This window comes from Azorhizophilus paspali (assembly GCF_043587585.2).
In the GTDB taxonomy this organism is placed as follows: domain Bacteria; phylum Pseudomonadota; class Gammaproteobacteria; order Pseudomonadales; family Pseudomonadaceae; genus Azotobacter; species Azotobacter paspali.
This window is the reverse complement of the sequence record NZ_CP171449.1, coordinates 2,888,631-2,914,249: the sequence shown is the minus strand read 5'-3', so window position 1 is coordinate 2,914,249 and position 25,619 is coordinate 2,888,631. Positions and strand designations below refer to the sequence as shown.

The window sequence follows — 25,619 nt, the reverse complement described above, 5'->3', positions numbered from 1 at the left end:
GTATGATTGGGTAATGCAACGCCTTCAAGCCTTCAAATTTGAACTCAGGCCAGACGGCCAGCAGGAGCGGCAAATGCGCCGCTTCGCTGGCTCGTGCCGGTTCGTGTTCAACAAGGCGCTGGCGTTGCAGTAGGAGCGCCACGAGCACGGCGAGAAGAAGCTCGGCTATGCCGGGCTGTGCAAGCGGCTCACGGAATGGCGGCATGATCCGGAGACGGCATGGCTGGCGGATGCGCCGGTTCATCCGTTGCAACAGGCGCTCAAGGATCTGGAGCGGGCCTACGCCAACTTCTTCGCCCAGCGGGCCGACTTCCCGCGTTTCAAGAAGAAGGGGCGGTCCGACAGTTTCCGCTACCCCGACCCGAAACAGATCAAGCTCGACCAGACCAACAGCCGAATCTTCCTGCCCAAGCTCGGCTGGCTGCGTTATCGCAACAGCCGGGACGTGCTGGGGACAGTGAAGAACGTCACCGTCAGCCAGTCCTGCGGCAAGTGGTTCGTGTCGGTCCAGAGCGAGCGCGAGGTTGCGCAGCCCATCCCGAACGGTGGCGCGGTCGGTATCGACCTGGGCGTGGCGCGGTTTGCCACCCTGTCGGATGGCACGTTCCATGCCCCGCTCCACAGTTTCAAGCGACACGAGACGGCCCTGCGCAAGGCGCAGCAGGCGATGGGCCGCAAAACCCAATTCAGCAACAACTGGAAGAAGGCGAAGGGCCGCGTCCAGAAGATTCACTCGCGCATCGGCAACGCCCGCCGCGATTACCTGCACAAAGCCTCAACGACTATCAGCCAAAACCACGCGATGGTGTGTATCGAGGACTTGCAGGTGCGGAACATGTCCAGATCGGCGGCAGGCAATACCGAGAAGCCGGGGAGAAATGTTCGGGCCAAGTCCGGCCTGAACAAATCCATCCTCGATCAGGGCTGGTTCGAGTTCCGCCGTCAACTGGACTACAAGCTGGCATGGAACGGCGGCTGGCTCGTTGCCGTGCCGCCACGGAACACGAGCCGCACCTGTCCGTGCTGCGGGCATGTGTCGGCGGACAACCGCCAGACGCAAGCCAGGTTCGAGTGTGTGGCATGCGGTTTCGAGGAAAACGCCGATGTGGTCGGCGCGCTCAATGTGCTAAGGGCGGGACACGCCCGGTTCGCCTGTGAAGTGAGTGGTGCGGTAATGCCGCCAGCAGCAGGAACCCACCGAGGTGAGTCGGCCCGGGTGGGCTGAACACGGTAGGAATCCCCTTCCTTTCCGCCCTTCGGGCGGCGAGCGTCAGCGAGAGGGAGGGGAGGATGTCAACTATTCCGACCTGCACCGCCAACGTTTCGCCTTTTTCCGCGCCATGCTGGTCGAACTCGGGGCCGACTGGTCCGGCCTGGAGACGCGGACCACCGCTGGGCTGAATGCGGGCGAGGCCTACCATGTCGGTACCGCGACCTTTGCCTGCCGGGACGAGCTGGGGTTGCAGCGGATGCTCGAGGACATCGGCGCGCGGATCGTCTTCCTGATCGACTGGAACCGCGCCCGCAAGCGCCTGCAGCAGTTCGTCGACAAATCCGACGCGGTGACCGTGCTCGCCGAGGCGGCCAAGTGCGGAGCGGGACACATGGGTTGGCTGGCGGCCGGCGGCGAACGCCTGATCTACACCGCCATGCAGGCCCTGGGCGCCGACTACTTCCATGTCGGCGACCGCCTCGACCAGGTGATAGGCGCTACCCAGGCCAGGGCTTTCCTGATCGAGGTGCTGAAGCTCGCCAGCCAGGCGATGCGCCAGCGCCAGCCCGTCGCGCTGATCGAGGACGAGACGCGGCTGCTGCTGGTTCGCTACCTGCTCAGGCGGCGCGACGAATTCGACCTGCTGGCCGAGCATGCGGCGTATTGCCACGAGCTGGCCATGGGGGTGCGCGATGCGCTTGTCCATGGTCGGCAGTACGACCGCAAAGCGGCGCTCGGACTCGCCGAGCGGGCCAAGGAGTGGGAGCGTCAGGCCGACCTGTTGGTGATGCGTTCGCGTCGCCGCGCCGAACGCCACCCGCGTTGGGACCCGTTCAGCCGCCTGATCGAGCGGGCCGACGATGTGGCGGATTTCCTGGAGGAAGCGATTTTTCTGTTATCGCTGATCGCCGACGGCCATCACCGGGGCTGGCAGGGCGAGGTGCAGCAGGCGATGCAGCGTCTGGCCGACGGCGTCCTGGCGGCCATGCAGGACCAGGTGAGGGCGCTGGCCGTCGCCAGCACCCTGAACGAGCAGAGCAGTGGCACGGACCACGAGGAGTTCGTCGCCGCGTTGTGGCGGGTTCTCAATGCCGAGCGCCAATGCGACGGCCTGCTGCGCGAGGTCCGCCGGGTGCTGGCCGAGCATGTGTCCGATTGCGCGACGCTGAGCCTGAGTACCGATTTCGCCAATGCCCTCGAGCAGTCCACCGATGCGCTTTTAGCCACCGGCTACGGCCTGCGCAAACTGTCGTTCAACCGGCTGGGAGGCGAGATATGAGTCCACAAAGCGAATCCCATCGGGATGTGGAGGAGCGCGATCCGCTGCGTCTGGTCCTGTCCATCGGTGCCGGCGCGACCTTGCCGGAGGAGGCCTCGCCGACTTCCCTGGGATTCAAGGCCTGGAACCTGGCGCGCATGGCGGCGATGGGACTTCCCGTGCCACCGGCCTTCGTCATCGGCACCGGCTGGTGCGGCCGGGAAGCGCCGGACCCATGCCTCTGGCAGCAGGCGCTGCAGCGGCTGGAGCGGGAGAGCGGCCTCGGCTTCGGCGATGCGCGGCGCCCGCTGCTGCTGTCGGTGCGCTCGGGCGCGCCGGTTTCCATGCCGGGAATGATGGATACGCTACTCGATATCGGGCTCACCGAGGCGACCCTGCCGGGTCTGGTGCGGCTCACCGGCAACCCCCGGCTCGCCTGGGACGCCTACCGTCGTCTGATCGCCGGCTACGGCGAAGCGGTCGCCGCTATCGACGGGCGGCATTTCGAAGCGGACCTCGATGCCGTGCGTGGCGATGGCGACGAGCACGAGCTGGATTTCGCCGCCCTGCGCGATATCGCGAAGCGCCATCTGGCCACCTATGCGCGGGAGGCCGGCGAAGCCTTCCCGCAGGACCCGCAGGTCCAGTTGCGCGCGGCGATCGCCGCAGTCTTCACCTCCTGGTACGGCGACAAGGCCCGCGCCTACCGCGAGCTGTACGAGTTGCCCGCGTCCCCGGGAACGGCGGTGACGGTGCAGCGGATGGTGTTCGGCAATGCCGGTGGCATGTCCGGGGCGGGGGTCGGTTTCACCCGCGACCCGAGCAGCGGCGAACCTTCGCCCTGGGTCGATTTCCTCTTCAATGCCCAGGGCGAGGACGTGGTCAGCGGCCGTCGCCGCGTCCAGAGCCACGAAGAACTGGCCGCCGTGGCGCCGCAGTTCTGGGAAACGCTGCTGGAGACCATGGCGCGGCTCGAACAGGGCTTCGGCGATATGCAGGACTTCGAGTTCACCGTGCAGGACGGCCAGCTTTACCTGCTGCAGACCCGCGACGGCAAACGCACGCCGCAGGCGGCGGCGCGTATCGCCCTCGATCTCTGCGACCAGGGCTTGATCCCGCAGCGCATCGCCCTCGAACGGACTCGGGGGCTAGATGCCCGGGCGCTGGCGGTGCGCAGGCTGGTGAGCGAGGCCGGCCGGCCCGTCGAGTCCCTGGCCCGCGCGACGAGCGCGGCCGGCGGCGTGGTGTGCGGCGAGATCGCCCTGGACGAGGCGCAAGTACGGGCACGCAAGGAGGCCGGCGCGAGCGTGGTGCTGGTACGGCGCGATGCCGAGACGCGCGATCTGCCGGCCCTGCACCTGGCAGACGGTCTGCTGACCCAGCGTGGCGCGCGCACCTCGCATGCCGCGGTGGTGGCGCGTCAGTTGGGCAAGGTCTGCCTGGTCGGTTGCGACAGTCTGACGATCGACGAGGCCGATCGCAGCCTCTCCATCGGCGGGCTGGCGCTGCAAGAGGGCGATCCGCTCACTCTCGACGGCAACGAGGGGGCTCTGTACGCTGGCGCGGCGCAGGTGAGGGAGCAGGTGCCGCAGGATCTTCTCGAGCGTCTCGAACGTTTGCGTCATGAGCCACACTGATGGGCATGGAGGCATTTTCGCCAATGGAGGCTTGTCGGCGACGAGTCGGCTCGGTTCGCCTCCGAGCGAGGAGACGTCTTTTCCATTTCCAGGCGGCGCCATGCACGTCACCATTGAGCAAATCGTCGGATAGCCGGTTACGCGGTCCGGCTCGATGGCCGCTGTTCGCCAGTCGGCGGAGGATTTCGTGCAGGCGCGGCCGCTGGCTTCCCATCGCCGGCCGGCCGGTCTCGACGGTGCCCGGCCCGCGCGTTCGAGTGATGCATAGGTTCGGCCGATCCGGCCGCAGGAGTACAGGGGTATGCTCGTCGACGAACTGATCGAACAGGTGGTGGCCCTGGAAGCCAAGTTGCAGGCTTGCGGCAAGCGTCTGGAGGGGCGCAGCGACGGCGAGGCGTTGCATGATCTGCGCGTCGCCGTGCGCCGCCTGCGCAGCATTCTGCGTCCCCTGCGCGACCTTCCCGATATCGGTGCGCTGGAGGAGGTCGCCGCCGCCGTCGGCCATCGGAGCACATCCTTGCGCGATACCGAAGTCCTGATCCAGGAGTTGGCGACGCGCGAACGGCCGGAGCTGGGCGAGTCCCGCCGGCAGGGGCTGGAAGCCGGCTACGATGCCCTGCTGGCCAGTCCCGAGTGGCTGCTGTTGCGCAACGCCCTGGCCGCCTGGCCGGCGATCTGCCGCGAGGCCAGGCGGGAAGGGAAGCTCAAGGGATTGGGCAAGCACATCCGCAAGGAGCTGGCGAAGCAGCGGCGCAAGCTCGGCAAGGAACTGCGCGATCCGAACCATGACCGCCACCGGCTGCGCGTGCGGATCAAACGAGTACGCTACGCCGCCGAGGTCTATCCCGATCTGTCCGACCTGCCGGACAAGGCACCCAAGTGTCTGAAAGAGGCGCAATCGGCCCTGGGCGACTGGCACGATTGCATGCAGTGGTTGCAGCGGGCCGGGCAGGAGGCCGATCTTCAACCGTTATGCACGGCCTGGCGCCAGGCCCTTGCCGACGCCGAGCAGTGCTCGGAGCAGGCGCTGAAGCCGCTTCTCAAGGCGTTTCCCGCGGACTGACCCAGGGCCTCGGTCAGAGCGCTGGCGGACCGCGTCCGGCCACGCCGTTTTCCCGGTCGTGGGCGTTACCGATCGACAGCGGGGCCGGCCCGCAATCTTCCCGATGGCCAGAGTCATCGTGGTGCGGGGCACTGGCGCGGTTCTTCGAGACGCGGGAACAGGCGCTCCGCTCGAGCGACGTTTTTCACATAACCACCAGTCAATTTATCCTGACATATAGCTTTCGCATTCTTTCCTTGCTGTCGATTGGCATGCAACGTGCTTCTGTTGAACAGTTTGGAATTTATTGTAATATCCTGAAATAAATTTTTTGGGGGCTCTGGAGCGCCCGTTGGAAGGGCCTGGAATAAACGATTTTTTCACGAACCGGCTGAGGGAAAGTTTATCGAAAATGCCTTGCGCGCTTTTCGGAGCGCATGGCGTTATTTCCAAAGCGGAATGATGAGAAGCAGATTGTCAATCTAATAACAAGAAGCTTTTTTGACGAGGCTTCGCCGGCAACGGTATCGAATTGGATTAGGTAGAGAAATGGCCCGTCTTGTCCGGATATGCCATTCGGGGATTTATCGTCTTCGAAGGACCGGCGGGATACGGCTTTATTCAATCTTTCTCGGGGCCATTTGAAATATGCCGATGGCCTTCGGAGATGAATCGATGAGCGTCAGATCAGAAAGTCCAGTGCAATCCGCTCGTTTCGACGAGACAACGGTATTGCACGAGCTTGAGCACTATCTTCCGAAACAGGCTCCGCTGAAGGATTTCGTTCACCACAACACCTTGCATGCTTTCCAGAATTTGAAGTTCCACGATGCGCTGAGAAATGCCTCGGGTATCTTCGGATACAACCTGTCCTTGAAACTGGATAAATACCGCGACCTCTATCAGCGCGGCGAGATAACGCCGGCCGTGCTCGACTGGGTCGTCCGTCGCCACAAGGGCGATCAATCCGATCTCTGGAAGACCAAGCTCGTCGCGGGCAGCTTCGCGCCGCCGCCCCTACCGCGCATCGGTGCGGTGCGGGCGAACTGGAAGAAGAACCTGCGGATCGATCTGGACTCGTTGGTGCATCCGCTGCTGTTCCGCATTCTCTGCAGCTATCTCGACCAGGGCATCTCGATGTGGACCTTCCCGTCCGGCGGCGAGGGTTTCCTGTGCGCCATCCGCGAACTGGAGCGCCACAGCTTCACTAGCTTCTTCCGCCGCGAGCGGGCGCGCCGGCTGCTGCTCGAACAGGACTGTTCCATCGCCGACCTGCTGAAGCTCCTGGTGCGCGACGAAGCGCTGTTCGAGCGTTATCTGTTCGACCAGCAGTTCGCCCATCCAGGCTGGTCGGGCATGGTCACGGTGATCGAAGCGCATCCCGATACCCTAATCGACAGCCGTAGGATCGGCCTGCGCGAACTGATCGTCTTCGAGTTGCTCCTAGAGATCGACGCGCTCGACGAGCATTTCGACGAGCAATGGAGCCCGCTGGAGGCGGAGCTGGGCGGCGAGCCGCTGGACATCCTCGCCGAGGTGCCGCGCACCGAGCTGCACGACGCCCTGGCGATCTGGCAGGAGGCGCTGGAGTGGAGCTTCTACGATCCCGTGCTGAGCGCCATCCAGCGCCAGCCCGCGGAAAGCCCGGCGTTGCCGGCGAAGAGCTTCCAGGGCCTGTTCTGCATCGACGACCGGATCTGCTCGTTCCGCCGGCACATCGAAAGCTTCGATCCGCACTGCGAAACCTACGGGACACCGGGCTTCTTCGGGGTGGAGTTCTATTTCAAGCCGAAGAACGCCAAATCCCACACCAAGGTATGTCCGGGTCCGATCGAGCCCCGATACCTGATCAAGGAAACCGGTAGCCAGGACAGGCTCGAGGCCGAGCCGCACTTTAGCAAGCACTCGCACGACCTGCTCGGCGGCTGGGTGATCTCGCAGACCCTCGGCTTCTGGTCGGCGGTCAAACTCTTCAACAACATCCTCAAGCCCTCGGCAAGCCCGCTCGGCGCCTCGTCCTTCCGGCATATGGATCGCGCCTCCAGCCTGACCATCCTGAACCGTTCGCCGGACGACCGCGAAGATGGCCTGCAGATCGGCTTCAGCGTCGCGGAGATGGCCGAGCGCGCAGAAAACCTGCTGGGCAGTATCGGCCTGACTCAGGATTTCGCGCCTATCGTCTACGTGGTCGGGCACGGTGCGAGCAACACCAACAATCCGCACTACGCCGCCTATGACTGCGGGGCCTGTTCTGGGCGGCCGGGGTCGGTGAACGCGCGAGTGATCTGCTTCATGCTCAACCACCCCGAGGTGCGCGCGATCCTTGCCGGCAAGGGCATCGAGATCCCGGCGACGACCCAGTTCGTCGGCGCGCTGCACGACACCACCCGCGACGAGATCGCTTTTTACGACGAGGACTCGCTCAGCCCCGACAACCTCGCCCGGCACCGGACCAACGTGGCGGTGTTCGACAAGGCCCTGGCGCTCAACGCCAAGGAGCGCTCGCGCCGCTTCGAGCTGACCGACAGCCAGCAGTCGCCGGAGCGGGTGCATGAGGCGGTCAAGGCGCGCGCCGTGTCCCTGTTCGAGCCGCGCCCCGAGCTGAACCACGCGACCAACGCGCTGTGCATCGTCGGGCGCCGCTTCCTGAGTCGCAAGTTGTTCCTCGACCGCCGCTCGTTCCTCAATTCCTACGACTACCGCGTCGATCCGGACGGCAAGTTCCTGCTCGGTATCCTGCGCGCCGCGGCGCCGGTCTGCGGCGGGATCAACCTGGAGTATTTCTTCTCACACGTGGACAACCAGAAGCTGGGGGCGGGCAGCAAGCTGCCGCACAACGTGATGGGCCTGATCGGCGTGGCCAACGGCAACGACGGCGACCTGCGTCCCGGCCTGCCGAGTCAGATGATCGAGGTGCATCACCCGGTGCGGATGATGATCGTCGTCGAGCATTTCCCCGAGGTGGTCCTGAACACTATCCGCCAGCAGCCGGCCACCTGGGAATGGTTCGCCAACGAATGGCTCAACCTCACGGTCGTCAACCCCGAGACCCACGAGCTGTTCCGCTTCCGGGACGGCACCTTCGAGCCATACCGAGCGCTGACCGAACGGATCGATGTCGCCGCGGACCTCGAAAAACTCTTTGAAACCCAGGCAGACAACCTGCCTGTCCTCGAGTTGAGGTAGGAGTCACCATGGCTTTCGCACTGCAAATCTTCATCTTTCTACCGCTGATCGGCTTCCTGATCAGCCTGACCCACCCGGAGCGGGACGAGAAACGGATCTCGCGCACCGCGCTGGTCACGGTCGGCGTCAATCTCGCTGGCTTCGTCCTGTTCCTGGCGTACTGGGCGCTGCGCGGTTTTCCCACCCTGGAGCTGAAGGATTTCGTGCTGTTCCACACGGATAGCTACGAGTTCTACATCGACTTCCTGTTCGATCGGATCACCGCGACCTATGTGCTAGTCGGTACCTTCCTGACCCTCATGGTGCTGCTCTACAGCCGCCACTATATGCACCGCGAGGCAGGCTACAAGCGCTTCTTCAGCACGGTGCTGTTCTTCTACGCCGGTTACAACATGGTGGTGTTCTCGGGGAACATGGAAACCATGTTCACCGGCTGGGAAGTGCTGGGGATCACCTCGTTCCTGCTGATCGCCTTCTACCGGGACCGCTACCTGCCGGTGAAGAACGCGGTCAAAGTGTTCTCCATCTACCGGATCGGCGATGTTGGCCTGCTGCTGGCGATGTGGATGATGCACCACCTGTTCCACGCCAACGTCAGCTTCCACATGCTCGAAGACCGGGCCTTCGTGCTCGAACACCTGCAGCCGCACTCCCTGGTCGGTGTCCTCATGGCGCTGATGATCCTGGTGGCCGCGGCCGCCAAGTCGGCGCAACTGCCGTTCTCCAGTTGGCTGCCGCGGGCCATGGAGGGACCGACACCGTCGAGCGCGATCTTCTACGGCTCGCTGTCGGTGCACATGGGGGTCTTCCTGCTGCTGCGCACCGCGCCGCTCTGGCGCGACCAGCCGTCCGTCTGCCTCGTCGTCGGTTTGCTGGGCGCCTCTACCAGCATCGTCGCGACGGTGATCGCCCGCTCGCAGTCGGCGATCAAGAGCCAGATCGCCTACGCTTCCATCGCCCAGATCGGCCTGATCTTCATCGAGATTGCCCTCGGCTTCGATGCCCTGGCCCTGCTGCATTTCGCCGGGAACGCCTTCCTGCGCACCTACCAACTACTGGTTTCGCCGTCGGTGGCGGCCTACTTAATCCGCGAGCAGTTCTACAACTTCGTGCCGCGGCAACACCATGCCAGGTGGGTGCTGCCGAAGAAGTTCATGTATTCGCTCTACATGCTCTCGGTGCGCGAGTTCGACCTAGATGCCTTCATGTACCGCAAGTTGTGGAATCCTATGAAGAATCTGGGGCGGCGTCTGGACTTCCTGACCTTCTGGCGGGTCGTCGGCATCTTCGTGCCGGTCTATCTGCTGGGGCTGTTCCTGGTCTACAACCGTGAGGCGTTGCCCGGCGCGGTCACGGAAATCCTGCCGGTGATCTTCGCGGCAATGGCAGCGGTGCTGGTGCTCAAGTCCTTCACCGAGCGCAGGCGCGCCCGCATGGCCTGGCTGCTGGCGATCCTAACGCACTTCTGGATCGCCCTGGCCACTTCCTTCAATGCCGACTTCGGCTTCGGCGAAAGTTATCTCTACCTGAGCGGTGTGGCCCTGGCTGGAGTCGTCGGACTTCTCTGCCTGCGGCGGCTCAAGCATCTCGAAGGCGATATCGATCTCGACCGCTTCCATGGCCATTGCCGGCAGCATCCGAAGATCGCTTTCGTATTTCTGCTGAGTTGCTTGTGCGCCACCGGTTTTCCGATCAGCCCGACGTTCATCGGCGAAGACCTGATGTTCGCGCATATCGAGGAAGGGCAGATCGGATTGGCCTTTTTGACCAGTTTTAGTTTCGTTCTGGTCGGTTTGTCGATCATCCGTATCTACGCGCGGGTATTTCTCGGACCACATGCCAAGTCGGTCTACGAAGTGGCCTACAAGTCTTCTTGATTCGACTCGCCGGTGCAGGAGCGGATTAATCCACGATTGGCAATGGCAGGCAAAGCATTGCGAGAAAGTTCGCTCCTGCGGGTTTTCGGTAAATGGCCGAAGCGTTGAGGGAGGCTCTTCCGATTCATTGAAAAGTTTTTGCCAGAGATAGTCGTACCAATTATTTGAAAGTGCATGTAAATATCGAAGGGGTCATTGCCTTATGAAAGCGTGTGCAATTCCAGAGGATGGCTTTAAAGGCCTCAAACAAAACTGGCGCAGCGATGCGATATCGGGATTCCTGGTATTCCTGCTGGCGCTTCCTTTGAGTCTCGGCATCGCCAAGGCCAGCGAATTCCCGCCGGCCATGGGCGTGCTGACAGCGATGATCGGCGGCATGTTCGTCAGTCTGTTCGCCGGCTCGCGGCTCACCATCAAGGGGCCGGCCGCCGGCCTGATCACCATCTGCGCCGGCGCCGTGATCGAGTTTGGCGGTGGCGCCCAGGGCTGGCACCTGGCGCTCGGCGCGATCGTCGTGGCGGCCATGCTGCAAATGCTGCTCGGTTTCCTGAAATTCGGTTCCTTGAGCGACTTCTTTCCGCATTCGGTCGTGCACGGCATGCTGGCGGCGATCGGCCTGATCATCTTCGCCAAGCAGATTCACGTGTTGCTCGGCATCGATCCGGCTAGCCTCAAGGGGCTCGAACTGGTCGAGCTGTTCGAGCGGATTCCCGCCTCGATCATGCATGCCGATTCCCACGTGGCGCTGGTCGGCCTCATCAGCCTGGCGATCATCTTCGGCATGCCGCTGCTGAAGATTCCGGGACTGAAGAAAGTGCCGGCGCCGATGCTGGTCCTGTTGGTCACCGTGCCCATGGCTCTGGCCATGGACTTCAAGCACACCGAGCCGGTGTTCGACATGGTGACCATCGGCGACTTCTGGGCCAACGTCGGCTTGAACGTGGACTTCTCCCTGATCGGCACCGCAGTGTTCTGGAAGTACGTGCTGATGTTCCTGCTCATCGGCAGCCTGGAGTCCCTGCTGACGGTCAAGGCCGTCGACGGGCTGGACCCCTGGAAGCGCGTTTCAAACGCCAACCGGGATCTGGTCGCGGTGGGTGCGGGCAACGCCCTGTCCGGACTGCTGGGCGGCATGCCGATGATCTCCGAGGTGGCGCGCAGCTCGGCGAACGTCACCTTCGGCGCCCGCAGCCGCTGGAGCAACTTCTTCCACGGCCTGTTCCTGTTCATCGCCATGCTGCTGTTTATCCCGGTCATCGAGATGATCCCCAATTCGGCCCTGGTGGCACTGCTAATCGCCGTGGGCTACCGCCTGGCCTCGCCCCACGAGTTCTTCAAGGTCTACCGCATCGGCGCCGAACAGTTGGCCATCTTCGTGGTGACAGTGCTGGTGACGCTGGCCACCGACCTTTTGATCGGCGTCGGTGCCGGCATCGCCACGGAGCTGGCGTTCAACTTGGTACACCGGGTGTCGTTCGGCAATTTCTTCAAGGCCCGCTACAAGCACTCCCGGCAGGGCGGCGAGGAACGGGTTGAGGTCGGCGGGGCGGCGATCTTCTCCAATCTGCTGGGTTTCAAGAAGCTGTTCGCCCAGCTCGATCGTAGTTCCACGGTGATCATCGATTTTGCCGAGGCTCATCTGGTGGACCATACCTTCATGGAGTTTTTGAGCCATCTCAAGGAGGAGTTCGAGCATGCCGGCGGGGCGTTGATCGTCAACGGCTTCGAGCGCTTCAAGCCCTTCTCGGACCATCCGCTGGCCGCCCGCAAGCGCCTGCCGAGCAACGTCCAACTGGCCTGAGCGGCCATTCCCCACGCCGGCCGGGTGCCTTCGCGCGCCCACCGGCGACCGATCCGGCGGCCAAAAATGGCCGCTTTTCCAACGGCCTTTGCGGATGCGATGGCTTAGCCATGGAGCCGGGTCGACAGGTCCGAAAGAAACTCCATGGCGTTTCGGTTGGTCTACCCCGATGCTCCCCGGTTTTGCTGCAACGTCCGGGTATATTCGCCTGTGTTCGCCGGGAATCGATTTCCTGACGCCGAAACGGGCACAGACTATCTTTTTGCTACAGCACTGCGATTTTCATGGCGGGACCGCCTGTCCGCGGACGGAACCTATTTCGCCGCGGGACCGAGGCGGCCGGCACCGAAGGCCTTCGGACGGAGGAAGCTCGTGCACATTGCCGATATGACCATGTTCTATGCCCCCGCCAGCGGTGGCGTGCGGACCTATCTGGAGGCCAAGCACCGTCGTCTGCGGCTGTATTCCGGAGTGCGCCACAGCGTGCTGGTGCCAGGCGCCGGCTACCGCGAGCAGGCCGGCATCTATGAGGTTCCGGCGCCCCTGCTGCCGTTCGCCAAGGGCTATCGCTTTCCGCTGCGCCGCGCGCCCTGGCGTCAGCAATTGCAGCATCTGCAGCCCGACCTGATCGAGGTCGGCGATCCTTACGTGACGGCCTGGGCCGCGCTGGACGCCGGCCGGCGCCTGAACATCCCGGTAGTCGGCTTCTACCATTCGGATCTGCCGCGGTTGGCCACCAAGCGCGTCGGCGCCTGGTGCGGCGAGCGGGTGAACGACTACGTGGCGTATCTCTACGGCCAGTTCGACCGGGTGCTGGCGCCCAGCCAAATCATGGCGGAAAAGCTCTTGCGCCTGGGCGTGAAGGAGGTGTTCGTGCAGCCGCTGGGCGTCGATCTGGAGGTCTTCCAGCCGACGCGCCGCGATCCGGGTCTCAAGCGCGAGCTGGGGCTTTCCGAGGAAACCCGGCTGATGATCTTCGCCGGTCGCGGGGCGCGCGAGAAGAACCTGCACATCCTGTTGGAGGTCGCCCGGCGCCTCGGCGCGCCCTACCATCTGCTGCTGGTCGGCGCCGACATGCCGCACCGGGTGCCGGACAACGTCACGGTGATTAACGACTTCCAGCCAGCCGCCGCGGTCGCCCGGCTGATGGCTAGCAGCGATGTGCTGCTGCATGCCGGCGACCAGGAAACCTTCGGCCTGATAGTGTTGGAAGCAATGGCCTGCGGTATTCCGGTGGTCGCCGCGCGCGCCGGGGCGCTGGCCGAGATAGTGCCGTTCAGCGCAGGCCGCCTGTGCCGGCCCAACGACGCCCGGGCCATGGCCTCGACCGTGCGCGAGCTGTTCAAGGGCGATGTCGCCCGGCTGGGACGGCAGGCGCGCCAGCATGTCGAGGCCCACCATGCGTGGGATGCCGTGGTCGCCGGTCTGCTCGCCCATTACCATGCCGTGCTGGGCACGGCCGAGCTGCCGGTCGCCGTGAATGTCTGAGCGCCATCTGTTGCTGGTCCTGCACGATGTCGCCCCCGAGACCTGGGCGGACTACCGGAATTTCGTCGCGGTGGTGGACGCCCTGGGCAACGTGCCCATCACCTGGCTGGTGGTGCCGGATTTTCATCACCGCCAGCCGTTGACGGCGCACCTCGAACTGCGCCGCAAGCTCGATGCGCGGCTAGCGCGCGGCGACGAACTGGTCCTGCACGGTTATCACCACTGCGACGAGGCGCCGCCACCACGCAATCCGAAGGACTGGCTGATGCGCCGCGTCTACACCTGCGAAGGCGAGTTCTACCGGCTCGACCAAGCCCAGGCGCGTCAGCGCCTCGAACGGGGCATGGAGGTGTTCCGGCACTGTGGTTGGCCGTTGCACGGCTTCGTCGCCCCGGCCTGGCTGATGAGCGAAGGCACCCGCCAGGCCCTGCGGGAAACCCCGCTGCGCTATACCAGCGACCTGCGTCACCTCTACCGGCTGCCGGACTTCCAGTCCATCGGTGCCCCCGGCCTGACCTGGAGCGCCCGCAGCCGCTGGCGCCGCGGTCTGTCCCGGTTGGTTTGCAGCGGCCTCGCCGCCCGCCATCGGCAGGCGCCGCTCTTGCGTCTCGGCTTGCACCCGGTGGATATGCGCCACGACTTTTCCCGCCACTACTGGGTGGATCTGCTGGTGCGCCTGCTGACGGAAGGGCGCCGGCCGCTGACCAAGATCGGCTGGCTGGAGCGGCAATCCGCGCAAGCGCCGGGTAGCGGCGCATGAGCCGTGGCCTGTGGCTGCTGCTGGGCGGTCTGTTCGCTGCCTTGCTGATCCCCCTGCTGCTCGGAGGCACCGGGCTGTGGCGGCTGGTGCAGGGTTTTCCGGCCAATCTGCTGTTGGCCATGTTCGGCATCATCCTGGTTTGCTGGAACCTCAACGCGCTGCGCTTGCGCCTGCTCCTGCCCGGCCTCCGGCTATCCCAGAAGGACGCGCTGGGCATCGTCATGGCTACCGAGTTCGCCATCTGCGCGACGCCGGGCGGCGCCGGCGGACCCCTGACCCTGATGGCGCTGCTGATGCGCCGCGGGGTATCGGCGGCGCAGGGCACGGCCACCTACGCGGTGGACCAGCTCACCGACCTGCTGGTGTTCGCCTGCGCGCTGCTCGGCATCCTGGTCTATGCCCTGTCCCATGCCCTGAGCCCGCACCTCGCCTGGCTGCTCGGCGTCAGCGCCGGCCTGCTGGTAGGGGTGTTCGTCCTGCTGTTCCTGCTCGGTCGCTTCCATCGCCAGATGTTCCGTCTCAACGGCCGGCTGCTGCAGCGCCTGGGCGTGAGCACGTGGCGCCGGATGCAATACGCGCGCAAGGTGATGCGCTTTCGCAATGCCCTGCGCCAGAGCCTGAGCCTGCCACGCCCGCTGCTGCTCGGGGTGTTTTTGCTCAGCGTCGCGCATTGGGGGCTGCGCTACAGCGTGCTCTACCTGACCCTGCGCGGTCTGGGCAGCGAGCTGTCCTGGGCCTGGACCTTCCTGGTGCAGATGCTGGCGCTCAGCACCGGGCAGGCCAGCCTGCTGCCGGGCGGCGCCGGCGGGGCGGAGCTGGCCTCGGCGGCGCTGCTCGCCCCGCTGGTCGGCAAGTCGACCAGCGCCGCGGCGATTTTGATCTGGCGTGCCGTCACCTATTACTTCTACCTGATAGTCGGTGCGCCGGTGTTCCTGCACCTGGCGGGCCGGCCGCTGCTGCGGCGGCTGGTGCGCTATCGGCAATCTTGAGGCGGCTGGCTACTTCTTGCCGAGCTTGATGTGGCGGCTGGGCGGGCCGGCGACCTGGCCGCTGACACCGTTGGCGATCTGCTGAATCTCGCCACCGCTTCGGAGAAAAGCAGAAATCAGGGCATCGAGGGATTCATGGGTTTCCCGGCTGGGATCCGGTTTGGCCTTACCGTTCGATCCTGCGACTCGCGTGACCATGGAAGCTTCTCCTCTGCCAGGGGGGTGATCACCCGAAATGAAAAACCGGCCCGAAGGCCGGTTCCTTTTGTACGCTGAGGTACAGGCGATCAAACCACCTGCACTTCGTCGGCTTGCATGCCTTTCTGACCTTTCACGGCCACGAAGGAAACCCGCTGGCCTTCCTGCAGGCTCTTGAAGCCGCTGCTCTGGATGGAGCGGTAGTGAACGAACAGGTCGGCGCCGCTTTCCGGGGTGATGAAGCCGAAGCCTTTTTCATCGTTGAACCACTTGACGGTACCGGTTTGACGATTGGACATGGATTGTCTCCTTGGACAAAGTTGGATACCGGACCGGTTCGGTCCGGGCGTTGACTGGGTGCAAAGAGCAATCGAAAAAGGATCGGAACAACTTCGAGCGGATCGTTTGACGGTAACGCATGCAGCACAGTGGAGCTACTTTACCTCTTCGCGGGTGGATCACCTAGCCTTTTCTCCGCCAATCGATGGATGGGCGGGCTCCGTGCCGGACGTTGCGCTGGGTCAAGCGGTCGTTGGCGGATTTTCCGCTATGGTTAATAAAAGGAAGCGGCATGCGCGCTCCCCAACAGGCAACAGAGGAGGAAGAAAGATGGAAATGCCCATCCGTAACCTGTCCACACTGTTCGATCAACTGGGCTTGCAGTCGGACCCTTCCAGCATCGATACCTTCATCGGCAGCCACATGCTGCCCGACGATGTGGCGGTGTCGGAGGCTCCCTTCTGGACGCCGGCCCAGGCGACCTTGCTGAAGGAGGAACTGCTCGAGGACGCCGACTGGGCACCGATCGTCGACGAACTGAACGAGCGCCTGCATCCCAAGCATTGAGGGAATTCCCGGTTGCCGGGTCTTTCGCGATCTTTTCATCCACCAGGCACAACGAGTGTGCAGTCCATGAAGAAAGTACTTGTTCCGTTCGACGGTTCCGAAAGCGCCAAGCGCGCCTTGCTCTATCTTGTGGAACTGGTGAAGCGGTTGCCGGATCTGGAGATCCATCTGCTGAACGTCCAGGGCCATCCCATCATGTACGGCGACTACGCCGCCGGCCCCATGCTGGAAAGCCTGGTCAACGCCGCCCGCGAGCATGGGCGCAAGATCAATGCGAAGGGAGTCGAGCTTCTCCGCGCGCACGGCCTCGAGGCCACCGCCCATGAGGAGTTGGGCGAAACTGTAGGGGAGGTCGCCAAGGCGGTCGCGCTGCTCGGCTGTGACCTCGTGGTGATGGGAACTCGCGGCATGACCAACTTCTCCAACCTGATAATGGGTTCGGTTTCCACCCGCGTGGTGCACGAGGTCGCGGTACCCGTGCTGTTGATCAAATAAACCCGGCGCCGCCCCGGACTGGAGGCGGTTTCCAGCCCCGGTCCGGGACCTGCGCTCACAGGCGCGCGAACGTCCCCGTTTTCTTGCCACCTGGCATCTCCGGGCGGCAGTCAAAGCTTGTTCTTGAAGTGGTGCCATTTCTTTTCCCCGCTCATGATCCAGTGGGGCATGGCTGTGCCGATCCCGGCGACTTCCAGCTTCGGGTGATGGCGGATGACCTGTTCGAGCAGCGTCTCCTGATCCGGCTCGACGTCCACGAAGAACACGTGCTTGCCTTGCTGCAGCCGGTCCTGCAGGGGACCGAAGTAGCGGTTGTTCTTCTGGATGCCGAGGAAGCCGCCTTCCCAGATGCTGAAGCCGAACAAGACCAGGGCCAGGAAGATGAAGGGTATCCAGCCGAAGGTGGTGTTCGTCCAGCCGCCAAAGTGGGCGACCACCAGTACCAGGATGGCCAGCGGCACGCCGATGAGCAGGCCGCGCGTGCCGGATCTGACCATGTCGGTCTTCATGACCGAGGGCACACTGTGCAGGCGGTGCCGTTCGAGTTCGGCATCCTGCTCGCTCAGTACGTGGATTTGCTCGGTATCGATACCCTTGGCCTCCAGTTCCTGCTCGACCCGCTCCAAATCGTCCAGATCGTCACTGACGTAGTAGTGCCGGTTCATGTTCACCTCCCGCTGCATAGCAAAGACGTTCCGGCGGATGGTCGATCGATATGGGGATGAGCCCCTCTTGAGTCTAGCAGTGGGGCACTTGCGGCTTGTCGGCGGCCGCCGGACGGGGGGGGGCGGCCCGTTCCGCGGGATGGAACGGGCGACGAGGGGGTCAGTCCCGCTTGCCCTTGTCGAGCAACTCGCCAAGACCGGCGAAGGCTTTGAAGGTGGTCTTCGGACCCAGGTCGGCGCCTGGGCGGGGAGCGGTCTGGTACTGGCTATCGGTATAGCGCGAATGCTCGTTGTCGTGGCAATACAGGCAGAGCAGTTCCCAGTTCGAACCGTCCTCGGGGTTGTTGTCGTGGTTGTGGTCCTTGTGGTGGACCGTCAGTTCGCTAAGACGCTTGCCGGAAAACTCCCGGCCGCAGCGACCGCAGATCCAGGGATACATCTTCAGGGCTTTCTCCCGGTAACCCTGTTCGCGCTGGGCATAGGGGATATTGCTCTTGTCGTTCTTGCTCATGGTGGGCCTGCCTGACCGCTGGTTCCGATTGTTCGGTGGATGAAATGCCTGATTTTCCGAGACTACGGCTATCGGGGGCTGTACGGCAATCGTACGATGTTCCGCGGCGGGCGCAGATGCTTCATCATGCCGCTGTTGGCCTTCTCGTCAGATAAATGAGTTAGCTTGCTAAGATCCTGCAATCCTCTGTTTCACCGCTTTTGGGGTCCCCATGTCCAGCTCAGCCGTCCGCTCGACCCTAGCCAGCCTTCCCGATGCCTACAAGGCGCTGCTTTATGTCCTGTTTTTGGCCAGTCCGAGGAACAAGAGCACTCTGCTCGAACAGCTCAAGCGCCTTGGTGTGCGCGCCACGACCAGTCGAGCCATGGACGGCGTGGCGCTGGGCGAGATGCTGGAAACCCTGCAGCGGCTGAAGTGGCTGGAGCGCGGCGACGAGCGCGATTTTTTCAGGCTGAATCCGCTGGCCTGCAACCAGGTCCTGCTGTTGTTGCAGAGCGAGCCGCAGTGGTGGCCCAAGCTGCGCGGCGGACTGGTCGAGCATGCCGTCGCCACGCCGGGCGGCCTGCCGGTGAGCCTGTGGCGCGGCCTCTGGCTGGCCTTGCTAGCGGGCGAGGTGCCGGAGCTGACCCAATTGCTGCTCGGCATGGAGGCGGATCGGAGCGAACTGCCGCACCCCTGCGGCCAACTGCTAGCCGACGAAACCGGCCGGCAACTGTTCGCCCGGCTCACCCCAGGCGTTCGCGAGGTACTGCTGGAGGACTACCTGACCCGCGCCAACGAGGGGCTGGTGGCGGCCGGAGAGGCTTACCGGCAGGGGCTGATCCTGCTCGACAGCGACCAGGCGAAGTCCACCGAACTGGCCTTCCAGTTATTCTTGCAGGCGCTCTGGCGCGGTGACTGGACGCGTTTCGAGGCGATCGGCCGGAGCGAATGGGTGCCTTTCGGCAAAGTCTTCGAGTATCTGCTGCGCGGAAAGCCGGGCGAGGCCCTGGAGCAGATCCAGGAGTACATCCGCATCCAGCGCGGCAGCCGCAAGCGTCGGGTCGAGCTACCACCCACGCTCAACGCCTGCTACTGCCTGCTCCTGTTGGTCGATGGCGACGGCCAGCAGCATGCCGCGCTGCGCCAGGCGCTGGGGCTGGGATTGAAGAAAGGCCTCGGCACCGCTTATCAGATGTTCGAGAAGCTCTTCGAGCAGTTCCAGGGCAAGGGTGTGCGCAGCGCCGATCCGGCCTACCGGGTTCAGCGGCTCGAGGGGTTCGATGGGCTGCTGACCGCGATCGTCCTGTACTGGATGGATGCACCGGCATCCTCCACCTGGCAGCGCCGCCTGGCGCAGTTTCGTACCGAGCTGGAAGAGGAGGGCTATGCCTGGCTGGTGGCCGAATTGGATGTCCTGCTCGAACGGCAGTTCGGCCTGCCCCCGGCGCAGGCGGACTGGCACCGGAGCCTGGGGCAGCGTCCGCTGGTCGACCTGTATCGCCGCCAGGAGCTGTGGGAGCACGCGCTGGCCGCGCTGGCCGCCCTGCGTCCCGGCGCCCGCAGCAGCGCTCCGCCGCAGCCGCAGAGCAGTCATCGCCTGGCCTGGATGATCGGCAGTCCGCTCACCCCGAGCCTGGCCATCGAGCCGCGCGAGCAGCGGCTCGGCGCCAAGGGCCAGTGGAGCAAGGGCCGGCCGGTGTCGCTCAAGCGCCTGCTCGAGGAAACTGGCAGCTTCGACTACCTGCTGGAACAAGATCGCCGGGCCATCCAGCAGATCCAGATGCACAGCGACGCCTTCGGCATCCGCTACCAGCTCGACGGCGAGCGTGCCCTGCCGCATCTGGTCGGACATCCGGCGCTGTTCTGGAGCGACGCGCCGGAGGTGCGCATCGATCTGCTGGCCGGCAGCGTGGCCCTGGAGTTGCGGCAGCGCGGTGCGCAGATCCACCTGGCGCTGAGTCCCGAGGGGATCGCGGACTGCCAGGGGCTGTTCATCGAGCGGGAAACCCCGACCCGCCTAGTGGTCTATCCGCTCGGCCGCGAGGCCCGGCAGATCGCCGAGATCATTGGCGGCGGGTTGACCGTGCCGCAGGCGGCTAAGGCGCAACTGATGGAAACCATCGGTAGCATCGCGCCGCTTCTGCCGATCCACTCGGACCTGCCGGAACTGGCGGTGAACATCGACAAGGTAACCGCCGACGGCAAGCTGTACGCCCACCTGCTGCCGCTGCAGGACGGTCTGCGCCTGCAATTGCTGGTGCGGCCGCTGACCGGCGGCAGTTGGTTCCGCCCGGGGCAGGGCGCTGAGAGCGTGCTTGGCGAGCAGGACGGCAAGCCGCTGCAGGCGGTGCGCGACTTGCAGGCCGAGCGCCGGAAGCTCAAGCAGGTGCTGCAGGCCTGCCCAGCGCTGGCCGAGGCCGACAGCGAGGGGCACGAATGGCAACTGGCCGAACCGCAAGCTGCCCTGCAGGTGTTGAGCGAATTGCAGGCGCTGGATGCCGAACTGCTCGAGTGCGTCTGGCCCGAGGGCGAGCGCATGCGCATCAAGGCCCGGCCCGGCCTGCGCCAGTTGCAGTTGCGCCTGCGCCAGTTCGGCGACTGGTTCGAACTGGACGGCGAAGTGGTGGTCGATGACGGCCGTGTGTTGAAGCTGCGCCAGTTGCTTGAACTGCTGCAGAGCAATCCCGGGCGCTTCGTCCGCCTCGGCGAGCAGGACTGGCTGGCTCTGGGCAGCAGCCTGCGCCGGCGCCTGGACGAACTGGGCCGGCTGGCCGAGCGCAGTGGCGCCGAGGGCCTGCGCCTCAATTCGCTGACCGCGCCGCTGCTCGCCGAACTAGCCGAGGAGGTAGGCTGCTTCGAGGCCGACGCCGCTTGGAAGGAGCATCTGTCCCGCCTCGAATCGCTGCGCGATTATCGACCGCGGGTACCCAACACCCTGCAGGCCGAGCTGCGCGACTACCAGTTGGAGGGTTTCGACTGGATGGCGCGCCTGGCGAAATGGGGCGTCGGCGCCTGTCTGGCCGACGACATGGGCCTGGGCAAGACCCTGCAAACCCTGACCCTGCTGCTGCACCGATCGGCCGAGGGACCCCAACTGGTCGTGGCGCCGACCTCGGTGACGCCCAATTGGCTGGCCGAGACCACTCGCTTCGCGCCGACCCTGCGCCTGCACGCCTATCGCGAGAGCCGCAGCCTGGACGGGATGGGGCCGCGCGACTTGGTGGTGACCAGCTACGGCTTGCTGCAGCAGGACGCCGAGTCCTTCGCCGCGCAGCGCTGGACCACCGTGGTGCTGGACGAGGCGCAGGCGATCAAGAACGCCGCCAGCAAGCGCTCCCAGGCGGCCATGGCGCTGCAGGCGGATTTCCGCCTGGTCGCCACCGGCACGCCGCTGGAGAATCACCTGGGCGAGTTGTGGAACCTGTTCCGCTTCATCAATCCCGGTCTGCTCGGCAGCCGCGAACATTTCACCCAGCGCTTCGCCGGCCCCATCGAGCGCGGCGACCAAGGCGCGCGCAAAGCGCTCAAAGCGCTGATCCAGCCGTTCATCCTGCGCCGCCTGAAGAGCCAGGTGCTCGACGAGTTGCCGGCGCGCACCGAGGTGGTCTACCGGGTACCGCTCTCCGACGCCGAGCAGCACCTCTACGAGGCCATGCGTCAGCAGGCGCTGGAGTCCATCAGCCAGAGCGGCGAGGAGGGCAGCGGCAGCCAATCGCTGCGGGTGCTCACCGAAATCACTCGGCTGCGGCGTTTCTGTTGCCACCCGAGCCTGGTACTGCCGGACAGCGACCTGCGGGGAAGCAAGCTGGCGGCCTTCGCCGAGATCGTCGAAGAGCTGCTCGACAGCCGGCACAAGGCGTTGGTGTTCAGCCAGTTCGTCGATCACCTGAGCCTTGTCCGCAAGTGGCTGGAGGAGCGCGGCGTCCGCTACCAATACCTCGACGGCGCGACCCCGGCCAAGGAACGCATGGCGCGGGTGGAAGCCTTCCAGGGCGGCGACGGCGACATCTTCCTGATCAGTCTCAAAGCCGGTGGCACAGGCCTCAACCTGACCGCCGCCGACTACGTGATCCATCTCGATCCCTGGTGGAACCCGGCGGTGGAGGACCAGGCCAGCGACCGCGCCCACCGCATGGGCCAGCAGCGCCCGGTGACTATCTACCGGCTGGTGGCGGAGAACACCATCGAGGAGCGCATCCTCGCTCTGCACGGGCAGAAGCGCGATCTGGCCGACAGCCTGCTGGAGGGGGGCGAGGTCAGCGCCAAGCTCGACGCCGAGGCGCTGCTGCGCCTGCTGCGCGGTGGCTAGCGGAGCGTCATGCCGTTCGTCCGCCCACGCGTGCCGCTGGTCGTCCTGGTGATCTTCGCCGGGCTGCTGGCCAGCGTCTGGCTGGCAGGTCTCTACGCCGAGCGGCGCCACTGGAGCGAACTCGATGTCGAGGCGCGCGGCCAACTGGAGCTGTACGCCCAGTCGCTGCGCATCCTGGTCGAACGCTTCCGCGCGCTGCCGGCGATCATCGCCCTGGACACTGAGATCCAGGCGCTGCTGCAGGAGTCCTCCGATCCGTCCGCACGCGCGCGGCTCAATCGGCGTCTGCAGCGGCTCAACCGGGAGGCGGGGGTCGGAGTGATCTTCCTGCTCGATCTGCAGGGCACGGCCATCGCTGCCAGCAACTGGCGGGAGCCGAACAACTTCGTCGGCGGCAACTATGCCTTCCGCCCGTATTTCCAGGATGCCCTGCGCGAGGGCGGTGCCCGCTATTTCGGCGTCGGCGCGACCACCGGGGTGCCCGGCTACTTCCTGTCCCGCGCGGTGCGCGATGCGGGAGGGCGCACGCTCGGCGTGCTAGTGTTCAAGCTGGTCATGGAGGACCTGCAGCGCGATTGGGCTGGACAGCCGGGCATCCTGCTGGTGGTCGACCAGCAAGCCGTGGCCATCCTCGCCAGCCGGCCGGCCTGGCGGTTTCGTCTGCTGCAGGAGTCGGCGGCGGCGGAGCCACCCCGTCCGGTCGATGCCCGCCGCTATGGCATCCGCGAAGTGCGGCCGCTGGCGCTGCAGCCGCTGCGCACGCTCGACGGTGGCGGCGAGCTGCTGCGCATCGACGGCCCGGAGGGCCGGCGCGACTACCTGCGCCTGAGCCAGCCGCTGGCCGACGAGGGCTGGACCCTGGAGTTGCTGCGCGAGGCGCGCGTGCCGGGTGCCGCGGTGCGCAGCTACGGGTTGGCCGCCGCCGGCATCTGGCTGGCGTTGGCGTTCCTCTTCCTGTTCCTCGGCCAGCGGCAGAAGAACCGCCGCCTGCTGCTGCGCCGCCGGGCCGAGTTGGAGCGGCTGGTCGAGGAGCGCACCGCGGCGTTGCGCAAGGCCCAGGACGAACTGGTGCAGGCGGCCAAGATGGCTGCCCTGGGGCAGATGTCGGCGGCCCTGGCCCATGAGATCAACCAACCGTTGACCGCCATGCGCATGCAACTCGGCAGCCTGCAACTGCTGCTGGCGAAGAACGACTCGGCGGCGATGCGCACCTGCTTGGAGCGCATCGATGGGCTGCTCACGCGCATGGCGGCGCTCACCGGCCATCTCAAGACCTTCGCCCGCGATACCCCCGGCGGCCTGCGCGAGCGCCTGGCGCTGGATGCCGTCGTCGACCATGCGCTGCTCCTGCTGGAGGCGCGTATCCGCCAGGACGCGGTGCAGGTGCTGCGTCTGCGTGCGCCGCGGGCCTGGGTCGAGGGTAATGCGATCCGCTTCGAACAGGTGTTGGTCAACCTGCTGCACAATGCTCTAGACGCCATGGTCGGGCAGGCACGCCGCGAACTGCGTATCGCACTGCATCGCGACGGCAGCGACTGGCTGCTGAGCGTCGCCGACAGCGGTGGCGGCATCGCCGCCGAGCACCTGTCGCGCGTGTTCGAGCCGTTCTTCACCACCAAGCCGGTGGGCGAGGGGCTCGGCCTCGGCTTGGCTGTGTCCTATGGGATCGTCCGCGAATCGGGCGGTCAGATGGAGGTCGGCAATACCGGCGACGGCGCGCAATTCGTCATCCGGCTGCCGGCCGTGGCGCCGCCGGATACACTGCAGGCCGGCTCGCAGGAGAGTTAGGGCGTGTCACGCCCTGGCCAGGCCATTCCGAATCCACCAACTAACCCCACGGGCCATCGGACATGCAGCAAATTCTCTTCATCGACGACGAAGCACCGATCCGCGAAGCGGTGCAGCAATGGCTGGAGCTGTCCGGGCTCGCGGTGCGTACCTGCGCCCGTGCCGAGGAGGCGCTAGCGCTGCTCGACGCCGACTTCCCTGGGGTGGTGGTCAGCGATGTGCGTATGCCCGGCATGGACGGCCTGGCGCTGCTCGAACGCCTCAAGGCGCTGGATGCCGAATTGCCGGTGATCATGGTCACCGGGCATGGCGACGTGCCCATAGCGGTGACCGCGATGCAGCAGGGCGCCTACGATTTCATCGAGAAGCCCTTCAGCCCCGAGCGCCTACTCGGCAGCCTGCGGCGCGCCCTGGAGATGCGCCGGCTGGTCTGCGAGAACCGTACGCTGCGCCGCCAGGTGGCGCGGTGCGAGCACATTGAGGGCCGCCTGCTCGGTGTGTCGCCGGCGATGGAGGAGCTGCGTCGACAGATCCTCGAACTGGCACCGACCACGGTCAACGTGCTGGTCCGCGGCGAGACCGGCAGCGGCAAGGAATGTGTAGCGCGCTGTCTGCATACCTTCGGCCCGCGCGCCGGCAAGGCTTTTGTCGCACTCAACTGCGCGGCGATTCCCGAGCAGTTGTTCGAGAGCGAGCTGTTCGGCCACGAGAGCGGCGCCTTCACCGGCGCCCAGGGCAAGCGCATCGGCCGTATCGAGCACGCCGACGGCGGCACCCTGTTCCTCGACGAGATCGAGAGCCTGCCGCTGGCGCAGCAGGTCAAGTTGTTGCGCGTGCTGCAGGAGAAGACGCTGGAGCGGCTCGGCTCCAACCGCAGCATCGCCGTCGACCTGCGGGTGATCGGCGCGGTCAAGCCGGACCTGGTCGCCGAAGTGCGCGCCGGGCGTTTTCGCGAGGATCTCCTGTACCGGCTTAATGTCGCCGAGTTGCGCGTCCCGCCGCTGCGCGAGCGACGCGAAGACATTCCGCTGCTGTTCGAGTATTTCGCCCTCGCCGCGGCCGAGCGTCACGACCGCGAACCGCGCCCGCTCGCGGCCGCTGAACTGGCGCGGCTCATGGCTCACGACTGGCCGGGCAACGTGCGCGAGCTGGCCAACGCCGCCGAGCGTCACGTACTCGGCTTGGGCGGGCGGACCGGCGAGGCGCTGGCCGCACCGCAGTCGCTGTCGGCGCAGATGGAGGTCTTCGAGGCGCAGTGCCTACGCCAAGCCCTGCAGCAGTGCTGCGGCAACATCGCTGAGGTCATGGCTCTGCTGCAACTGCCCCGGCGGACGCTCAACGAGAAGATGCAACGTTACGGTCTGAACCGCATCGATTTCCTGCCCGCCGGGGACCGGGACTGAGAGGAAGGTGTCGGCGGATTTTTGCTGATCGGTCCTCTAGTATCGGCGGAAAATTGCCGACGGCACCCTGCCATTTTTTTGCAAAGTCCCGATCTAGAGCCTTTGCCAGCCTTGGCCCGGTTTCTGCTAAACACACTTCCGTTGCCCTGGCGTCCGTTGTCCACCCGGACG

At 65.1% G+C, this 25,619-nt stretch carries 18 protein-coding genes and 1 pseudogene; 15 read left to right on the top strand and 4 right to left on the bottom strand.

Going from position 1 to position 25,619, the window contains the following annotated elements:
• Nucleotides 1-13 precede the first annotated feature (13 nt).
• The 10 genes and pseudogenes from ACGI6K_RS14160 (at nucleotide 14) to ACGI6K_RS14115 (ending at nucleotide 15,251) form a co-directional block, all read left to right on the top strand.
• Nucleotides 14-1,225, top strand: a pseudogene (locus tag ACGI6K_RS14160) (RNA-guided endonuclease InsQ/TnpB family protein).
• Complete coding sequence (locus tag ACGI6K_RS14155; RefSeq protein WP_394542948.1) at nucleotides 1,203-2,492, top strand: hypothetical protein; 1,290 nt, start codon at nucleotides 1,203-1,205, stop codon at nucleotides 2,490-2,492. The pseudogene ACGI6K_RS14160 and the gene ACGI6K_RS14155 overlap by 23 nt, the downstream one beginning before the upstream one ends.
• Complete coding sequence (locus ACGI6K_RS14150) at nucleotides 2,489-4,108, top strand: PEP/pyruvate-binding domain-containing protein (protein WP_376945643.1); 1,620 nt, start codon at nucleotides 2,489-2,491, stop codon at nucleotides 4,106-4,108. Before ACGI6K_RS14155 ends, ACGI6K_RS14150 begins: the two co-directional genes overlap by 4 nt.
• 301 nt (nucleotides 4,109-4,409) lie before the next feature.
• The gene (locus ACGI6K_RS14145) at nucleotides 4,410-5,171 is read left to right on the top strand and encodes a CHAD domain-containing protein (RefSeq protein WP_376945641.1); all 762 of its coding nucleotides are present in this window, start codon (nucleotides 4,410-4,412) and stop codon (nucleotides 5,169-5,171) included.
• A 627-nt stretch (nucleotides 5,172-5,798) separates the two neighbouring features.
• Complete coding sequence (locus ACGI6K_RS14140) at nucleotides 5,799-8,336, top strand: YbcC family protein (protein ID WP_376945639.1); 2,538 nt, start codon at nucleotides 5,799-5,801, stop codon at nucleotides 8,334-8,336.
• Between the two features lie 8 nt (nucleotides 8,337-8,344).
• Nucleotides 8,345-10,213 (top strand): proton-conducting transporter transmembrane domain-containing protein, encoded by a 1,869-nt coding sequence (locus tag ACGI6K_RS14135; RefSeq protein ID WP_376945637.1) that lies wholly within the window; start codon nucleotides 8,345-8,347, stop codon nucleotides 10,211-10,213.
• Nucleotides 10,214-10,415: 202 nt separating this feature from the next.
• On the top strand, nucleotides 10,416-12,014 hold the full coding sequence (locus ACGI6K_RS14130; RefSeq protein ID WP_394542947.1) for a SulP family inorganic anion transporter: 1,599 nt from the start codon (nucleotides 10,416-10,418) through the stop codon (nucleotides 12,012-12,014).
• 372 nt (nucleotides 12,015-12,386) lie between these two features.
• Nucleotides 12,387-13,502 carry a glycosyltransferase family 4 protein gene (locus tag ACGI6K_RS14125; RefSeq protein ID WP_376945633.1) on the top strand — a complete coding sequence of 372 codons (1,116 nt, stop codon included), beginning with the start codon at nucleotides 12,387-12,389 and terminating at the stop codon, nucleotides 13,500-13,502.
• Complete coding sequence (locus tag ACGI6K_RS14120; RefSeq protein ID WP_376945631.1) at nucleotides 13,495-14,262, top strand: DUF2334 domain-containing protein; 768 nt, start codon at nucleotides 13,495-13,497, stop codon at nucleotides 14,260-14,262. Before ACGI6K_RS14125 ends, ACGI6K_RS14120 begins: the two co-directional genes overlap by 8 nt.
• The gene (locus ACGI6K_RS14115; protein ID WP_376945629.1) at nucleotides 14,259-15,251 is read left to right on the top strand and encodes a lysylphosphatidylglycerol synthase transmembrane domain-containing protein; all 993 of its coding nucleotides are present in this window, start codon (nucleotides 14,259-14,261) and stop codon (nucleotides 15,249-15,251) included. Before ACGI6K_RS14120 ends, ACGI6K_RS14115 begins: the two co-directional genes overlap by 4 nt.
• Before the next feature lie 9 nt (nucleotides 15,252-15,260).
• Here the strand turns inward: ACGI6K_RS14115 and ACGI6K_RS14110 are convergent, their stop codons facing one another.
• Together ACGI6K_RS14110 and ACGI6K_RS14105 are read right to left on the bottom strand one after the other, a co-directional pair.
• Complete coding sequence (locus tag ACGI6K_RS14110) at nucleotides 15,261-15,449, bottom strand: hypothetical protein (protein WP_012700417.1); 189 nt, start codon at nucleotides 15,447-15,449, stop codon at nucleotides 15,261-15,263.
• Between the two features lie 89 nt (nucleotides 15,450-15,538).
• Nucleotides 15,539-15,748 (bottom strand): cold-shock protein, encoded by a 210-nt coding sequence (locus tag ACGI6K_RS14105; RefSeq protein ID WP_376945626.1) that lies wholly within the window; start codon nucleotides 15,746-15,748, stop codon nucleotides 15,539-15,541.
• A 310-nt stretch (nucleotides 15,749-16,058) separates the two neighbouring features.
• On the opposite strand from ACGI6K_RS14105, the gene ACGI6K_RS14100 reads away from it, so the two are divergent.
• Both ACGI6K_RS14100 and ACGI6K_RS14095 read left to right on the top strand, forming a co-directional pair.
• Entirely contained in the window at nucleotides 16,059-16,295 is a 237-nt protein-coding gene (locus tag ACGI6K_RS14100; RefSeq protein ID WP_376945624.1) for a DUF2789 domain-containing protein, read from the top strand.
• 66 nt (nucleotides 16,296-16,361) lie between these two features.
• A complete protein-coding gene (locus ACGI6K_RS14095; RefSeq protein WP_376945622.1) occupies nucleotides 16,362-16,790 on the top strand; it encodes a universal stress protein in 429 nt (142 codons plus the stop codon).
• A gap of 110 nt (nucleotides 16,791-16,900) precedes the next feature.
• Here the strand turns inward: ACGI6K_RS14095 and ACGI6K_RS14090 are convergent, their stop codons facing one another.
• Together ACGI6K_RS14090 and ACGI6K_RS14085 are read right to left on the bottom strand one after the other, a co-directional pair.
• Nucleotides 16,901-17,455 (bottom strand): magnesium transporter, encoded by a 555-nt coding sequence (locus ACGI6K_RS14090; protein WP_376945620.1) that lies wholly within the window; start codon nucleotides 17,453-17,455, stop codon nucleotides 16,901-16,903.
• Between the two features lie 160 nt (nucleotides 17,456-17,615).
• The gene (locus ACGI6K_RS14085; protein WP_376945618.1) at nucleotides 17,616-17,966 is read right to left on the bottom strand and encodes a YajD family HNH nuclease; all 351 of its coding nucleotides are present in this window, start codon (nucleotides 17,964-17,966) and stop codon (nucleotides 17,616-17,618) included.
• A gap of 211 nt (nucleotides 17,967-18,177) precedes the next feature.
• Between ACGI6K_RS14085 and ACGI6K_RS14080 the strand changes: the two genes are divergently transcribed.
• The 3 genes from ACGI6K_RS14080 to ACGI6K_RS14070 all read left to right on the top strand — a co-directional run bounded on the left by ACGI6K_RS14080 (nucleotide 18,178) and on the right by ACGI6K_RS14070 (nucleotide 25,448).
• Nucleotides 18,178-22,257: an SNF2-related protein gene (locus tag ACGI6K_RS14080; protein ID WP_376945616.1), complete on the top strand. Its 4,080-nt coding sequence runs from the start codon at nucleotides 18,178-18,180 to the stop codon at nucleotides 22,255-22,257.
• A 9-nt stretch (nucleotides 22,258-22,266) separates the two neighbouring features.
• On the top strand, nucleotides 22,267-24,045 hold the full coding sequence (locus ACGI6K_RS14075) for a sensor histidine kinase (protein ID WP_376945614.1): 1,779 nt from the start codon (nucleotides 22,267-22,269) through the stop codon (nucleotides 24,043-24,045).
• A 62-nt stretch (nucleotides 24,046-24,107) separates the two neighbouring features.
• Nucleotides 24,108-25,448 (top strand): sigma-54-dependent transcriptional regulator, encoded by a 1,341-nt coding sequence (locus ACGI6K_RS14070; RefSeq protein WP_376945612.1) that lies wholly within the window; start codon nucleotides 24,108-24,110, stop codon nucleotides 25,446-25,448.
• Nucleotides 25,449-25,619: the final 171 nt, after the last annotated feature.

Bases quoted from the DNA above. Each gene is read 5' to 3' on its own strand.
- ACGI6K_RS14150 (WP_376945643.1), top strand. From the start codon at position 2,489: ATGAGTCCACAAAGCGAATCCCATCGGGATGTGGAGGAGCGCGATCCG.
- ACGI6K_RS14145 (WP_376945641.1), top strand. From the start codon at position 4,410: ATGCTCGTCGACGAACTGATCGAACAGGTGGTGGCCCTGGAAGCCAAG.
- ACGI6K_RS14140 (WP_376945639.1), top strand. From the start codon at position 5,799: ATGCCGATGGCCTTCGGAGATGAATCGATGAGCGTCAGATCAGAAAGT.
- ACGI6K_RS14135 (WP_376945637.1), top strand. From the start codon at position 8,345: ATGGCTTTCGCACTGCAAATCTTCATCTTTCTACCGCTGATCGGCTTC.
- ACGI6K_RS14130 (WP_394542947.1), top strand. From the start codon at position 10,416: ATGAAAGCGTGTGCAATTCCAGAGGATGGCTTTAAAGGCCTCAAACAA.
- ACGI6K_RS14120 (WP_376945631.1), top strand. From the start codon at position 13,495: ATGTCTGAGCGCCATCTGTTGCTGGTCCTGCACGATGTCGCCCCCGAG.
- ACGI6K_RS14115 (WP_376945629.1), top strand. From the start codon at position 14,259: ATGAGCCGTGGCCTGTGGCTGCTGCTGGGCGGTCTGTTCGCTGCCTTG.
- ACGI6K_RS14110 (WP_012700417.1), bottom strand. From the start codon at position 15,449: ATGGTCACGCGAGTCGCAGGATCGAACGGTAAGGCCAAACCGGATCCC.
- ACGI6K_RS14105 (WP_376945626.1), bottom strand. From the start codon at position 15,748: ATGTCCAATCGTCAAACCGGTACCGTCAAGTGGTTCAACGATGAAAAA.
- ACGI6K_RS14100 (WP_376945624.1), top strand. From the start codon at position 16,059: ATGGAAATGCCCATCCGTAACCTGTCCACACTGTTCGATCAACTGGGC.
- ACGI6K_RS14095 (WP_376945622.1), top strand. From the start codon at position 16,362: ATGAAGAAAGTACTTGTTCCGTTCGACGGTTCCGAAAGCGCCAAGCGC.
- ACGI6K_RS14090 (WP_376945620.1), bottom strand. From the start codon at position 17,455: ATGAACCGGCACTACTACGTCAGTGACGATCTGGACGATTTGGAGCGG.
- ACGI6K_RS14085 (WP_376945618.1), bottom strand. From the start codon at position 17,966: ATGAGCAAGAACGACAAGAGCAATATCCCCTATGCCCAGCGCGAACAG.
- ACGI6K_RS14080 (WP_376945616.1), top strand. From the start codon at position 18,178: ATGTCCAGCTCAGCCGTCCGCTCGACCCTAGCCAGCCTTCCCGATGCC.
- ACGI6K_RS14075 (WP_376945614.1), top strand. From the start codon at position 22,267: ATGCCGTTCGTCCGCCCACGCGTGCCGCTGGTCGTCCTGGTGATCTTC.
- ACGI6K_RS14070 (WP_376945612.1), top strand. From the start codon at position 24,108: ATGCAGCAAATTCTCTTCATCGACGACGAAGCACCGATCCGCGAAGCG.